Consider the following 13,069-nt stretch of genomic DNA (forward strand, 5'->3'; position numbering starts at 1 on the left):
CCTGAGTTAGCCGCGCAGGCTCGCGCCCAGCTTTGCCGCCGCCGCGACCACCTTGTCGGCCACCGCCTTGATCTCGGCGTCGGTGAAACTCTTCTCGGCGGGTTGCAGCGTCACTTCGACGGCGAGGCTCTTCTTGCCGTCCTCGACGCCCGCGCCGGTGAACAGGTCGAACAGCCGCGCGTCGGTGATCACCGCCTTGTCCGCGCCCTTGACCGCGCGGACGAGATCGCCCGCCGCTAGCGTGCTCGGCACGATGAACGCGAAGTCGCGCGTCACTGCCTGCAGCGCCGGGGGCGTATAGGCAGGGCGGGCGAAGCCAGTCGCGCGCTTGGCGGGGATCGCGTCCAGGAAGATCTCGACTGCGGCGACCGGGCCGTCGAGGTCGAAGCGCTTGGTCAGGCTCGGGTGGAGCATGCCGAATGCGGCGAGCACGGTCTTCGGCCCCAACCGCAGCGTCGCCGACTGGCCGGGGTGCCAGGCCGCGCCCGCTTGACCCATCACCTGAAGGTTGCCGACCGGCGCACCTGCAGCTTCGAGCAGCGCCAGCGCCTCAGCCTTGGCGTCGAATGCGCCGAAGGGCAGCGCCTTGCCATTCGCCCAGCCGCGCGGGCTGCGGTCGCCCGCGAGCAGGACGGTGAGGGTCAGCTTCTCACCATCGGCCAGATAGCGGCGGCCGAGTTCGAACAGCCGCACGGCTGTAGCGCCACGCTTCACGTTGCGCGCCGCCGCCATCATCAGGCCCGGCAGCAGCGAGGGCCGCATGACCTTGAGGTCTTCGCTGATCGGGTTGGCGAGCGTCCATGCGCCGCCACCGACCGCCTGGGCCTCGCTCTCGGAGATGAAGCTCCACGTCACCGCTTCGTTGAGGCCGCGTGCTGCGGCGGTGCGGCGGATGCGGCGCTCCAGCTTCTGCTCGGGCGTCGCGGTCGGCTTGGCGACGCCGGGCGCGCGGGGCAGGGGGGTGGAGGGGACCTTGTCGATCCCCTCGATCCGGATCACTTCCTCGACCAGATCGGGGGGGCCGTCGACATCGCGCCGCCAGCTCGGCGCAGTGACGCGGAAGCCGTCGCACGCGTCGGTCAGCTCGCAGGGATCGCCATTGGCGTCGAGCGGCTGGACGGTGAAGCCGAGCGATTCGAGGATGTCGCGCTGCCGCTCCGCCGGGATCGCCATGCCGCCGAGCGTCTCGGCCAGCTTGGGATCATAGCCGGTGGTGATGCCGACCTTCGGCACCGCACCCGCGCGCGTCACGTCGCTCGCGGTGCCGCCGCAAATCTGCGTCACCAGCCGCGCCGCGATGGCGATGCCGTCTTCGAGGAACTCCGGGTCCACGCCGCGTTCGAAGCGGGTGCGCGCGTCGCTGGTCAGCAGGAGCTTCTGGCCGGCACGCGCAATCGCCTCCGGCTCGAAATAGGCGCATTCGATCACGACATCGGTGGTCGTTTCCGACACGCCGGTATCCTCGCCGCCCATGATCCCACCGATGTCATGGACGCCATTCTCGTCCGCGATCACCGTGATCGTCTCGTCGAGCGTGTAGGTTTTCTCGTTGAGCGCCAGCACCTGCTCGCCCGGCTTGGCCCTGCGCACGGTCAGCGCGCCGCTCAGCTTCGCCTTGTCATAGACGTGGAGCGGACGGCCCAGATCGATCATCACATAGTTGGTGATGTCGACCAGCGCGCTGATCGGGCGCTGGCCGATCGCCTTCAACCGGCGCTGCATCCACTCGGGTGCGGCACCGTTGGTGACGCCACTGACGGTCTGGCCGAAATAGGCGGGACAGCCCTCGGGCGCCTCGATCCGCACCTCCGGCCCCGCGCCGCTGGTCGCGACCGGAGTGGCATCGAGCGGCTTCAACGTGCCGAGACCTGCCGCAGCGAGATCGCGGGCGATGCCGCGCACGCCCATGCAATCCTGACGGTTTGGTGTGATCGATACGTCGATGACCGGGTCGTCTAGGCCGGCATAGTCCGGGAAGGGCGTGCCGACCGGCGCATCCTCGGGCAGCTCGATGATGCCGTCATGATCGTCGCCCAGCTCCAGCTCGCGGCTGGAACACATCATGCCGTTCGATTCGACCCCGCGCACCGCCGCGACCTTCAGCACCATGCCGTTGGCGGGCACGGTCGCGCCGGGCAGGCCGAGCACGCCGACAAGGCCGGCGCGGGCATTGGGTGCGCCGCACACGATCTGCAGCGGCTGGTCGTCTCCGGCATCGACGGTTAGCACCTGCAGCTTGTCCGCCTGCGGGTGCCGCTCGGCGGTCAGCACGCGCGCGACCTTGAATGCCGCCAGCGCCGCGCCGGGATTTTCTACGCCCTCGACCTCATGCCCGATGCGGTTCAGGCAATCGAGGATCGCGGTCAGATCGGCGTCGGTGTCGAGATGCTCCTTGAGCCAGCTGAGCGTGAACTTCATGCGCCGACTCCCCCCGACAGCGTGGGCACGTCGAGCGCTGAGAAGCCGTAATGCTTCAGCCATCGCAGATCGCCGTCGAAGAATGCGCGCAAATCATCCATCCCATATTTGAGCATCGCGAGGCGATCGACCCCGGTGCCAAAGGCAAAGCCCTGCCATTCATCGGGGTCGAGCCCGCACGCCTCGATCACCCGGCGATGGACCATGCCGCTGCCTAGCACCTCCATCCAACCGCCGCCCTCGGCGTCGCCGCTGCCACCGATCACGCGTTTGCCGTTGATCCAGGTGAAGCCGACGTCCACCTCGGCGCTTGGCTCGGTGAACGGGAAATAGCTCGGGCGCAGCCGCAGCACGATGTCGTCGCGCTCGAAATAGGCCTTGAGGAAGGTCTCCAGCGTCCATTTGAGGTGGCCGAGCGTGATCCCCTTGTCGATCACCAGCCCTTCGATCTGGTGGAACATCGGCGTGTGGGTCGCGTCGCTGTCACTGCGATAGACGCGGCCCGGCGCGATGATGCGGATCGGCGGGGGCGTGGACGTCATCGTGCGGATCTGAACCGGGCTGGTGTGCGTGCGCAGCACCATCGGCCGCGCATGCTCGCCGGCGAGATAGAAGGTATCGTGCATCGCGCGCGCCGGATGCGTTTCGGGAATGTTGAGCGCGGTGAAATTGTGCCAGTCGTCCTCGATCTCCGGACCCGTCGCGACGGCGAAGCCCATGTCGGCGAAGATCTCCGCGAGCTCGTCCATCACCTGGCTGATCGGGTGGACCGTGCCTGCTGCGACGCCATCGACTGGCAGAGTCATGTCGAGCGTCTCGCTGGCGAGCTTCGCCTCCAGCGCCGCGCTTTCCAGTGTCGCCTTGCGCGCCGCCAACGCCTCGGTCACCGCCTCGCGCAGGCCATGGATGCGCGGGCCGGTCTCCTGCCGCTCTTCAGCGCTCATCCCGCCCAGTGTCTTGAGCAGGCCGGTAACGCTGCCCTGTTTGCCCAGCGCCTGGACGCGCACCGCCTCCAGCGCATCGACGCCGGCGGCCGCGTCGATCGCGGCGAGAAGGTCGGCCTTCAATTGGTCGAGATCGGTCATCGGAATTCCGTTCAATGGTCTAGTGGCCCGAACCGCAGTCGGGCGCGAAGGTCAAGCCCGGCTGCCCAGCAAAGCGATGCCGAACGCGACAAAGACGCCGCCGGTGACGCGGTTGAACAATCGCTGGCGGTTGGCCGGGGCGAGCCACGCGGCAAGCGAGCGACCACCCAGCGCGTACATACCGAACCAGAACGCCTCAATCGCGACAAAGCTGGCGATCAGGACGGTGAGCTGGGGTGCGAACGGTGCGCTGGTGTCGATGAACTGCGGGAACAGCGCGGCGGCAAAGATGATCAGCTTGGGATTGGAAAAGCCGGTGCCGAGCCCCGTCCCGAACATCGCGACCAGCGAGGGCGGGGCAGGCTTCTCCGTCGCGGCATCGCCGTCCGCAACCGGCGCGCGCCACGCCTTGATCCCCAGCCAGACGAGATAGCCGACCCCGGCATAGCGCAGCGCATCGAACAGCAGCGGCGATGCTTTGAGCAGCGCGCCGAGCCCTGCGGCCGAGGCAAGCAGGCACACCAGGTTCGCGGTCATCAGCCCCAGCATCGACGCGACCGACCGGCGCGCGCCGTGATGGATGCTCTGCACCATGACGTGGAGCATGTTCGGCCCCGGCGTCGCGCAGATCAGGAACACGGCGGTGACATAGAGCCACCAGGTCTGGAGCGTCATGTGTTGATCCTCGTCAGATCAAGAAAAAGGGCGCCGGTGGATGGTCCACCGGCGCCCCGTTTTTCGGTCGCTACAGGCTGCCTCAGGCGGCCTGGGGCAGAGCCGCCTTCGCCTGCGCGATGATGGCGGTAAACGCTTCACCCTCGTGCATCGCGATGTCGGCCAGGACCTTCCGGTCCAGTTCGATGCCGGCGAGCTTGAGTCCGTGCATGAACTGCGAATAGGTCAGGCCTTCGGCGCGAACGCCGGCGTTGATGCGCTGAATCCACAGGGCGCGGAAGCTGCGCTTCTTAACCTTGCGGTCGCGATAGGCGTACTGGCCGGCCTTTTCGACGGCCTGGCGCGCGATGCGGATGGTATTCTTGCGACGGCCATAATAGCCCTTCGCCTGATCCAAAATCCGCTTGTGCTTCGCCTTCGTGGTGGTGCCGCGCTTAACACGTGCCATGGTCTGCTACTCCTTACTTGAGGCCGTAGGGCGCCCAGAGGCGCACATGGCCGGCATCAGCTTCGGACAGGACCGACGTGCCGCGGTTGGTGCGAATATACTTCGCGTTATGGCTGCTCAGGCGGTGACGCTTGCCGGCGACGCCGTGCTTCACCTTACCCGTTGCGGTGAATTTGAAGCGCTTCTTCACACCGCTCTTGGTCTTCATCTTGGGCATTTTCGTCTCCTTTTACGCGCGACGATCACGAACAGCCCCGGCAGCCCTTGTTAGCCGGGCGGTTCCCCTGAATCGCGGAAAGGCGGGCCGATAGTCGGTTTGAGTCAGTTTTGCAACCGCCTGAGGTGTTAGCATGCGGCCAGTTGCAGGATCCAATCGCGCTGAGCCTCTGTGTCCGGCACACGGGTCCCACGCGCAACCGAGATCTGCTCAATCGCGAGCGCGGGTGCGACACCCCGGCGAACCAGCAGCGCCGCAGCGACGATGGCCGAACGCCCAATACCGGCGCGGCAATGGATAGCCAGTGGCGCGCTGTCCTTTGCCAACTCTCGGATAAACGCATCGAAGGCTCTGGAATCGCTCGGGAGTCCACGATCGGCGATCGGGAGCGATAGAAACCGGATGCCGGCTGTCGCGCAAACTAGGGGTTCGTCTTTCAGGCCAAGCTCGTCGATCTCGTGACGCTCCAACAGGCTAACGACCGTGGCGATTCCGGCGCTGCGCCAATGCGCAATTTCATCCTCCAGCCAATCGCCCGCACGCGGTCGCGCCATGATGGCGAGACGGGGTTTGGTCGAGTCGATCCAGTAGATGTCCGAAGCCATTCGCGCCCTTTTCAATGCCGATGATGGGTAAGTGTCTCGATGATTTCCTCGATTCGCACCGTTCCGCGCCTGTCGATCTATCAACGACGCCGGAGGAGGCGTTCGGCTACCACGGCGACACCCGCCCCGGCGGCGTAGGCAAGGAAATCTATCCAGTCGAATCCGGTGCCGAGCAGCGTGCGCGCCAGCGGGCTGTCGCGCCAGCCAAGCAGGTCAAGAACGCCGATCCATTGCCCCAATTCGACCAGCGCTGCGACCGCGAACGCTGCCGCCGCTGACGGGACAACCCCAATGCGGGTGGTCGCGCGCAGTCCGCAATAGACCAGCAGCACCGCAAGCGTGTCGCCCAGATGCGGCCGCACGAATCGGTCCCGGACATAGAGCGCGATCACCACCTCGATCGCGAAGAGGATCACCGCGGCCAGCGCGTAGCCGCGGTGCAGGCGGAACATCTCAATGCCCCCGACAGGCCAGCGCCTCGACAATTTCCTCGATTCGCGCCGGATCGCCGGCCGCGATAACTTCGCCGGTGCTGCCGGCGTGGAGCGGATCGCCCTGCCAGTCGCACATGCGCCCGCCCGCGCCCTCGACCACCGGCACCAGCGCCGCGAAATCGTGCAGCTTCAGCCCCGCCTCGATCACCAGGTCGAGATGCCCCGACGCGACCAGGCCGTAATTATAGCAGTCGCCGCCCAGCACTGTGCTCAGCACCGCCGCGTCGACATGCTCGAACGCATGAAGCTGGCCGTCGGTGAACAACGCCGGGGAGGTGGTGGCGAGCAGCGCCTGTGACAGCTCGCGGCACCTGCGCGATTCGGCCGGCTTGCCGTTGAACAGGGTCGGTCGCCCGGTCACGCCCAGCCAGCGCTCACCAATGATCGGCTGGTCGATGATGCCCAGCACCGGCCAGCCATCCTCCAGCAGCGCGATCAGCGTGCCGAAGATCGGCCGCCCGACGATGAAGCTGCGCGTGCCATCGATCGGGTCGAGCACCCAGGTCCGCCCGCTCGATCCGGCGCGCGCTTCCTCTTCCTCCCCGATGATGCCGTCCATCGGGCGCTCGGCGATGATCAAGCGCCGCATCGCCGCCTCTGCCGCCGTGTCGGCGAGCGTGACGGGCGAGGCATCGTCCTTGGTCTCGAGGCCATGGTCGGCGCGGAAATAGGGGCGTATCGCTGCGCCCGCCGCGTCGGCAAGGCGCTGGGCGAGATCGATATCGGCTTGGGATACTGGCATCCGCCCCGCCTAGCGGGGCACAGCGCAGAATAGAAGGCCGGTCAGAACGGCAACCAGCGGCGCTTCTCGCTGAACTTCATGTACCCGACATTGGCACCCGCGCGCCAGCCGACGCCCAGCCGCACCGGGATCAGCACCACATCGCCGCGGCGCAGATAGGTGGCGGAGAAGCCGCCGACGAAATAGAGCCGCCCCTCGCCCGCCGGGAAGCGCTTGTAGAGCTCCTGGCTGTCGTAGAGATTATAGACCAGCACGAACACCTTGTTAGCGTCGCCCCCGATGTCGAAACCGACCGAGGGGCCGGTCCAATAGACGTCGCGCTCGCCCTCGACCGCGTGGATCATCTTGCCGGAGCCATAGCGCAGCCCGACGACGACCGCGCCCGAACCCTCCGACCCGGCGATATAGGCGTTGGGCTCGCCCTGATCCTTCAATATGTCCTCGATCAGCGCCGCCAGCCCGGTCGCGCCCTTGCCGAACACGCCCTCGGCCGCCGATACGAGCCGGACGCGGTCGAACGTCGCCGGCGCTTCGGGTTTGGTGAGGCCGCCGGCTTGGGTGCCCGCCTGCGCTGGAGCCTGTTCCACTGGAGTTGCGGGCTGCTGCCCGTCGGCGGGGGGCGCTTCATAGGGGGCGCCGGGATCAACCCGTTCGTCCTGCTGCGCCGGCTGGGTCGGCTGCGCGGGGATCGTGGTCTGCGGCCGGTCGAGATCGGCGTCGATGGCAGTATCGGGATCGACCTTCTGGATGGTCTGCGCCTGCACGGGCGCCATCGCCAGTGCGGGCACTGCCAACGCCATTCCGATCCACCGCATCAACCGTTGCATAAAATCCCTCCGCAGCATCGCACATAGTCCGGGCGATGGCGGCACGGCAATGAACCGGCGATGACCCGAGTCGATTTCACGCCCAGCCGCCGCAAATCCGCCCATTGATCGCGCGCCAGACGCTCGCTATAGCGCCCGCTCGCTACAGGCATCCGGAGACGTGGGTGAGTGGCTGAAACCAACGCTTTGCTAAAGCGTCGTACGGGGAACCGTACCGAGGGTTCGAATCCCTCCGTCTCCGCCAGAATTGCTTCCGCAAGCATCCGCAAACTTCCATAAAAGTCCCGGATTTCAGTGGATTACTCGTCCGCAAGCGTCTCCTCTCGACTGCTGTCTCCCGCCCGCATCCGCACAAAAATGTGGGCGGAAGTGTGGGCGTAAGGTATGAGTGTGGGCGTAAACTCCCAATCGAGTGGGTGTAGCCATGGGCAAGCTGACTGCTAACGAGGTGAAGGCGGCGCTGGGAAAGCCAGGAACCTACCAGGATGGCGATGGGCTGATTCTCAAGGTGGACCGCCGTGGAGGCGCGGCATGGCGGCTACGCATTCAACACCAAGGCAAAAGAAGCGACATAGGCTTGGGCAGTGCAAAGCTCGTGTCCCTCGCGAGCGCGCGGGCTAAAGCCGCCGAAGCGCGCAAAGCGATTCGCGAGGACGGGCGCGATCTGCTCGCCGAGAAGCGCAAGACCAAGGCAGCGGCCGTCACCTTCCGCGAAGCCGCGTTGGCGCTTCACAAAGCTCGCGAGCATCAATGGGCCAGCAGCAAGCACGGCAGTCAATGGCTCGCCACGCTTGAAACGTACGCCTTTCCCACGCTCGGCAAGAAGCCGGTCGGGGACATTACGGCCGGCGACATCATCGCAGCCATCGCCGAGGTGTGGACGGCAAAGCCGGAGACAGGCCGCCGCGTTCGCCAGCGGATATGCGCCGTGCTCGATTACGCGCACGCGCGCGGCTGGCGGGCGACCGAGGCCCCGGCGCGATCGCTGGCGGCGGGCAAGGGCCTGCCCAGACAGCCGCACGGCAGGAACCACGCGTCCATGCCTTACGACGAGCTGCCTATGTTTATGACGCGGCTTCGCGCCAGCGGCGGCGTGTGGGGGCGGCTGGCGCTGGAGTTCACGATCCTGACGGCCGCGCGCAGCCAGGAAGTCCGGCTGGCGACATGGGACGAGTTCGACACCGAGAACGGCCTGTGGACCGTTCCCGCCGCGCACATGAAGATGAAGCGCGAGCATCTCGTCCCGCTCTCGCCACAAGCGCTGGCGGTGCTGAAAAGCGCGATGGCTGTACGGCTCGACGGGACCAATCTCGTCTTTCCGGGCACCAACGGCCCGATGTCGGACATGACCCTGCTCGCCGTGCTGCGCCGGATGAAGGAGCCGTTCACGGCCCACGGCTTCCGCTCCTCATTCCGCACATGGGTGGCGGAGAAGACCAGCTTCCCCGGTGAGGTCGCCGAAGCCGCGCTCGCACACCAGAACCCCAACGAGGTCGAGCGCGCCTATCAGCGCGGTGCGATGCTGGACAAGCGGCGCAAGCTGATGGAGGCGTGGGGCGCCTATTGCGACGGCGGAGGGGGCAAGGTGATCCCCACCAAGCAATGAGCGGCGCCGGGGCTATCGAGCCTCCCATCGCCTGCTGAACGGCAAGTCACGGACGCCAGCGGCGAAGCACATCGCGCACGTAGGCAGGCGTCTCGCCATTCAGCGGAATCCCGCCCGCGCGCTCGACCGCGCCAGGTCCCGCGTTGTACGCGGCGAGCGCCATGTGCACCGTCCCGAAGCGGTCCAGCATTTGCCTGAGGTAACGGGCGGCGCCGGCCAAGTTTGGCAGTGGGTCGAAGCGGTTGGAGACCCCCAATTCCCTCGCCGTGCCCGGCATCAACTGCCCCAACCCCGCGGCCCCCGCCCGGCTGACGGCAAAGGGATTGTAGCGGGATTCGGTCCAAATCAGCGCGTCGAGCAGCCCGGCCGGCAAACCGAACCTCGCCTCGGCGGCGTACACATGCGGTAGATATGCTGCGCGACGAAAGCCATTGGGCCCAGCGAGCCCCCTCGGCTTTCCGCTTTCCTGCCCCCGCATACCGTCCGACGCTGAGGTGATCGGGGAAGGCACCGAGGCTTGCACCGCACTCGCCGCCGGCACTTCCCAAACTCCGTGCTCCACAAGTTGAAATCCGTCGGCCGTCTGCGCCAGCCTATAGCCCTGGTGCTGGTCGTCAGCGGCGGCCGCCACGGCCTCCGGTTGAGCTTGTGCCTGACCGTGCGCCGGCATTGCCACAACCATTCCGATGGCGATCGATACAACTCGCAGGATCATCTCGCTCGATTCCTTGTCTGGTCGAATCGAGAGAGAACATATAGAGAACATAATTTGTAGGAAAACGCATCGGCGCGGGCGCGGAGAGGAGGCCGCGCTGGGGGCATGAAAAAAGGAGAAATCATGCCCCAAAGCCATCAATCGAAGCGTCTCGAGCGCCGCGCGCGGGAGATCGTCGACAGTCTTGGCGGAACTTGGCGTCGCAACCGCGGGATGTGCCGCTGCCCCGCGCACGACGACCGCACCCCGTCGTTGAGCGTGAGCCTCGGCCAGCGCGCCATTCTGTTCCATTGTTTCGCCGGCTGCTCGAGGGCCGAGATCATATCGGCTCTCGGACGCCGGGGCGTTCGCACCCGCGAGCTGTTCGATGGTTCGGGCGGGCCACTGCCGGAACTCGTCCGAGAGGAGACCGCCGACCGCAATGCCGTCCGGCTATGGCGCGGGACCGTTGCACTCAAAGGCAGTGCGGCGGAGGCCTATCTCGCAAAGCGCGGCGTGACCGAGCTTTCACCGGATCTGCGCTTTCACCCGAGAACACCGCTCGGCCCTCGCGGAGCAGTCCGGTTCCTGCCGGCGATGCTGGCCGCAGTCCGCACCGACCTTGGGGTGATCGCTGTGCATCGCACGTTCCTTGATCCGGCTGAGGCTCGGCTCGCGCACTTCGAGCGGCCCAAGCGCGCGCTGGGCAGTCTCCAGAACGGCGCTGTGCGCCTTACTGCGCCGCGGGATGGACGGCTGGGTTTGGCGGAGGGAATCGAGACCGCCCTGTCGGCCATGCAGATATTCGGCGTCCCTTGCTGGGCAACCCTGGGCAATGAGCGCTTCGGCTTGGTAACGATTCCCGAAAGCGTGCGCGAGCTTCACCTCTTCGTGGACAACGATCGGGGTGGCGACCTCGCCGAGGAGCGCGGCCGCGAGGCCTATCGACACGAGGGCCGGCGTATCCTCGCGAAGCGGCCTGCCAATCTCGACACCGACTGGAATGACGCCCTGCGCGAACGAGCTCTCGCCGCTCCCTGACCCGGCTCAGAGGAGAGTGTGCCGTGGCCTGTTCGAGGCCGGAACGCGTGAAGGCCTCGTCAGGAGGTCCTATGGCACACTCATCCCCCGCATTTGCCTTCCCCGATCGCAACGAGCCGCAGGTATTGTCCGCCGCCGGCGAGGTTCAGCGTCTCATCGCGGCGGGCGAGACGGTCTCGCGCGCACACCTCAACAGGGTCCTGAACCGTCAATTCGGCGAGAGCGATGCTGATGGTCGCTGGTCCGTGCGCGACGCCCATGCCGTGCTCGAACTCGCCCAGGTGCTGTGGTTGCGCGATAGCGCAGGTCTCCCCTTGGGATCATCGGTGCGCGAAGCCGACGCGGTGTTCGCGCAGCTTGAGACGTTGCTGCCAAGTCAGACGGTCCGCAGCCAAGAGCAGATCGAGCTGCAACAGTTCGCGACGCCGCCGCGCATTGCTTGGCTCCTCGCCCGAGCCTGCGCGCTCCAGGGCGGCGAGACGGTGCTCGAACCGTCGGCCGGAACGGGGATGCTGGCGGTGTGGGCTGCGAACGCCAATGCGCGCCTGATCCTCAACGAGATATCGCCGCTCCGCCGCGATTGCCTCGGCTGCCTGTTCCCGGACGCAGCGGTAACGGGTCACGACGGCGAACTCATCGACGAGTTGCTCGACCCTTCCCAGGTGCCCACCGCCGTTCTCGTCAATCCGCCCTATTCGCACGGGGTCGAGCGCGGGCACGACGGGCATACGGGAGCGCGTCACCTGCGCTCAGCTTGGAAGCGGCTCGCCGCGGGTGGCCGTCTGGCCGCCATCATGCCCGAGTGGTTCGACGTGCATCGGTTCCTCGAAGGCGCGCAGGCACCGATCACTCTGCGCCTCAACGTCGCGGTGGAGCGGGGTTTCGTGAAGCACGGCACCTCGATCACCACCCGCCTTGTCGTGCTCGATAAGGCCGAGGACCGGACAGCGCCAGTCATAGCGCGAACCAGCGACTTCGACGCGCTTTGCGATCTGGTCGATGCCATTCCGGCGCGGCTCATGCCGCTTCCGGCGAGGCCTGCCACGCTCCTGCCCGTGCGCGCTCCGATCCGGCTGCCTGGGGTGGCGACCAGACCCCGCCCCTTGCAGCCCAAGGCGCCGGCAACGGTAACTTCTAGCAAACCCTGCGCATACGCGGCACTCGACGCGCCGGCTCCGATCGCCGAACAGGTCGGCCATTACCTGCCCTATCGACCGAGCCGGATCGTCATCCCCGGAGCGGTCGAACACCCGACGCCGCTCGTCGAGTCCGTTGCGATGGGCTCGATCACCGCGCCGATCCCGAGCGAGGTTCCGCAGCTTCCGGCAGGCGTCATTTCCAAAGGGCTGCTCTCGGCCGCGCAGGCTGAAACGCTGATCTATGCCGTCACGGCACACGCCCGCGACCTCCCCGGCCGCTTCGTTGTTCAGGATAAGGGCTGTTCGCTTGCACCAAGTGCTAGCGGCGCTGCCTACCGCATGGGCTATTTCCTCGGCGATGGGACCGGGGCCGGAAAGGGACGCCAGGTCGCCAGCGTGATCCTCGACCGCTGGCTGCGCGGGGAACGGCGCCACATCTGGATTTCGAAGAACGAGGCACTGCTCGAGGACGCGCGCCGGGACTGGTCCGCTCTCGGCGGCCTTCCGATCGACCTCCAGCCGCTCGGGCAGTGGAAGCTCGGACACGAGGTGACGATGCGGGAAGGCATCCTGTTCGTCACCTATCCCACGCTGCGCTCGGGAAGATCCGACGCCACGCGCCTCGACCAAATCCTCGAATGGGCGGGTGATGCCTTTGACGGGGTGATCGTCTTCGACGAGGCCCACGCGATGGCCAACGCGGCGGGCGGCGAAGGATCGCGCGGCCGCGTCAAAGGCTCGGAGCAGGGCATCGCCGGGGTGCGTTTGCAAAACCTGCTACCGCGTGCTCGCGTCCTTTACGCCTCGGCGACGGGTGCTTCCGACGTCAACAATCTCGCCTACGCGACGCGGCTAGGTCTCTGGGGACCCGAGACGGCATTCGCTAACCGCGAAGCGTTCGTGAGCGACATCCGCGAAGGCGGGATTGCCGCGATGGAGCTGGTCGCCCGTGACCTCAAATCGCTCGGCCTGTACACAGCTCGCGCACTCTCATTCGCCGGCGTCGAATACGAGATCCTCGAGCACCAGCTCACCCCGGAGCAGATCTCGGTCTACGACGCCTATGCCGAAGCCTGGG

General features: G+C 66.6%; 13 protein-coding genes and 1 tRNA gene. 4 read left to right on the plus strand and 10 right to left on the minus strand.

The window, feature by feature from the left end:
• Positions 1 to 6 precede the first annotated feature (6 nt).
• From pheT to KYX69_RS14095, 9 genes are all read right to left on the minus strand, one after another.
• Entirely contained in the window at positions 7 to 2,418 is a 2,412-nt protein-coding gene (gene pheT / locus KYX69_RS14055) for a phenylalanine--tRNA ligase subunit beta (RefSeq protein WP_300498390.1), read from the minus strand.
• On the minus strand, positions 2,415 to 3,503 hold the full coding sequence (gene pheS, locus KYX69_RS14060) for a phenylalanine--tRNA ligase subunit alpha (protein WP_300498392.1): 1,089 nt from the start codon (positions 3,501 to 3,503) through the stop codon (positions 2,415 to 2,417). Before pheS ends, pheT begins: the two co-directional genes overlap by 4 nt.
• A 51-nt stretch (positions 3,504 to 3,554) precedes the next feature.
• Entirely contained in the window at positions 3,555 to 4,178 is a 624-nt protein-coding gene (locus KYX69_RS14065) for a LysE family translocator (protein ID WP_300498394.1), read from the minus strand.
• 82 nt (positions 4,179 to 4,260) lie between these two features.
• A complete protein-coding gene (gene rplT, locus KYX69_RS14070; RefSeq protein ID WP_010543146.1) occupies positions 4,261 to 4,626 on the minus strand; it encodes a 50S ribosomal protein L20 in 366 nt (121 codons plus the stop codon).
• Between the two features lie 13 nt (positions 4,627 to 4,639).
• Positions 4,640 to 4,843 carry a 50S ribosomal protein L35 gene (gene rpmI / locus KYX69_RS14075; RefSeq protein ID WP_066581118.1) on the minus strand — a complete coding sequence of 68 codons (204 nt, stop codon included), beginning with the start codon at positions 4,841 to 4,843 and terminating at the stop codon, positions 4,640 to 4,642.
• A 128-nt stretch (positions 4,844 to 4,971) separates the two neighbouring features.
• Positions 4,972 to 5,448 (minus strand): protein-tyrosine phosphatase family protein, encoded by a 477-nt coding sequence (locus tag KYX69_RS14080; RefSeq protein ID WP_300498398.1) that lies wholly within the window; start codon positions 5,446 to 5,448, stop codon positions 4,972 to 4,974.
• Positions 5,449 to 5,528: 80 nt separating this feature from the next.
• Positions 5,529 to 5,900: a DUF2809 domain-containing protein gene (locus KYX69_RS14085; protein WP_300498400.1), complete on the minus strand. Its 372-nt coding sequence runs from the start codon at positions 5,898 to 5,900 to the stop codon at positions 5,529 to 5,531.
• A gap of 1 nt (position 5,901) precedes the next feature.
• Positions 5,902 to 6,684 (minus strand): histidinol-phosphatase, encoded by a 783-nt coding sequence (gene hisN / locus KYX69_RS14090; RefSeq protein ID WP_300498402.1) that lies wholly within the window; start codon positions 6,682 to 6,684, stop codon positions 5,902 to 5,904.
• Positions 6,685 to 6,725: 41 nt separating this feature from the next.
• Positions 6,726 to 7,511 carry an EipA family protein gene (locus KYX69_RS14095; protein ID WP_300498403.1) on the minus strand — a complete coding sequence of 262 codons (786 nt, stop codon included), beginning with the start codon at positions 7,509 to 7,511 and terminating at the stop codon, positions 6,726 to 6,728.
• A gap of 154 nt (positions 7,512 to 7,665) precedes the next feature.
• On the opposite strand from KYX69_RS14095, the gene KYX69_RS14100 reads away from it, so the two are divergent.
• Positions 7,666 to 7,755 (plus strand) — tRNA-Ser (locus KYX69_RS14100).
• Positions 7,756 to 7,935: 180 nt separating this feature from the next.
• Positions 7,936 to 9,117 carry a site-specific integrase gene (locus KYX69_RS14105; RefSeq protein WP_066672381.1) on the plus strand — a complete coding sequence of 394 codons (1,182 nt, stop codon included), beginning with the start codon at positions 7,936 to 7,938 and terminating at the stop codon, positions 9,115 to 9,117.
• Between the two features lie 46 nt (positions 9,118 to 9,163).
• On the opposite strand, the gene KYX69_RS14110 is transcribed toward KYX69_RS14105, so the two are convergent.
• Entirely contained in the window at positions 9,164 to 9,832 is a 669-nt protein-coding gene (locus KYX69_RS14110) for a lytic transglycosylase domain-containing protein (protein WP_066672376.1), read from the minus strand.
• A 105-nt stretch (positions 9,833 to 9,937) separates the two neighbouring features.
• Here KYX69_RS14110 and KYX69_RS14115 point away from each other — a divergent pair, with 105 nt between their 5' ends.
• Together KYX69_RS14115 and KYX69_RS14120 are read left to right on the plus strand one after the other, a co-directional pair.
• Complete coding sequence (locus KYX69_RS14115; protein ID WP_300498406.1) at positions 9,938 to 10,852, plus strand: toprim domain-containing protein; 915 nt, start codon at positions 9,938 to 9,940, stop codon at positions 10,850 to 10,852.
• 125 nt (positions 10,853 to 10,977) lie between these two features.
• Positions 10,978 to 13,069: strawberry notch-like NTP hydrolase domain-containing protein (locus KYX69_RS14120; protein ID WP_367280209.1), on the plus strand; the 2,092-nt coding region annotated here is incomplete at its 3' end.

The sequence above is a fragment of the Sphingomonas sp. genome (genome assembly GCF_030145815.1).
Lineage (GTDB): Bacteria > Pseudomonadota > Alphaproteobacteria > Sphingomonadales > Sphingomonadaceae > Sphingomonas.

Bases quoted from the DNA above. Each gene is read 5' to 3' on its own strand.
- pheT (WP_300498390.1), bottom strand. From the start codon at position 2,418: ATGAAGTTCACGCTCAGCTGGCTCAAGGAGCATCTCGACACCGACGCC.
- pheS (WP_300498392.1), bottom strand. From the start codon at position 3,503: ATGACCGATCTCGACCAATTGAAGGCCGACCTTCTCGCCGCGATCGAC.
- KYX69_RS14065 (WP_300498394.1), bottom strand. From the start codon at position 4,178: ATGACGCTCCAGACCTGGTGGCTCTATGTCACCGCCGTGTTCCTGATC.
- rplT (WP_010543146.1), bottom strand. From the start codon at position 4,626: ATGGCACGTGTTAAGCGCGGCACCACCACGAAGGCGAAGCACAAGCGG.
- rpmI (WP_066581118.1), bottom strand. From the start codon at position 4,843: ATGCCCAAGATGAAGACCAAGAGCGGTGTGAAGAAGCGCTTCAAATTC.
- KYX69_RS14080 (WP_300498398.1), bottom strand. From the start codon at position 5,448: ATGGCTTCGGACATCTACTGGATCGACTCGACCAAACCCCGTCTCGCC.
- KYX69_RS14085 (WP_300498400.1), bottom strand. From the start codon at position 5,900: ATGTTCCGCCTGCACCGCGGCTACGCGCTGGCCGCGGTGATCCTCTTC.
- hisN (WP_300498402.1), bottom strand. From the start codon at position 6,684: ATGCCAGTATCCCAAGCCGATATCGATCTCGCCCAGCGCCTTGCCGAC.
- KYX69_RS14095 (WP_300498403.1), bottom strand. From the start codon at position 7,511: ATGCAACGGTTGATGCGGTGGATCGGAATGGCGTTGGCAGTGCCCGCA.
- KYX69_RS14105 (WP_066672381.1), top strand. From the start codon at position 7,936: ATGGGCAAGCTGACTGCTAACGAGGTGAAGGCGGCGCTGGGAAAGCCA.
- KYX69_RS14110 (WP_066672376.1), bottom strand. From the start codon at position 9,832: ATGATCCTGCGAGTTGTATCGATCGCCATCGGAATGGTTGTGGCAATG.
- KYX69_RS14115 (WP_300498406.1), top strand. From the start codon at position 9,938: ATGAAAAAAGGAGAAATCATGCCCCAAAGCCATCAATCGAAGCGTCTC.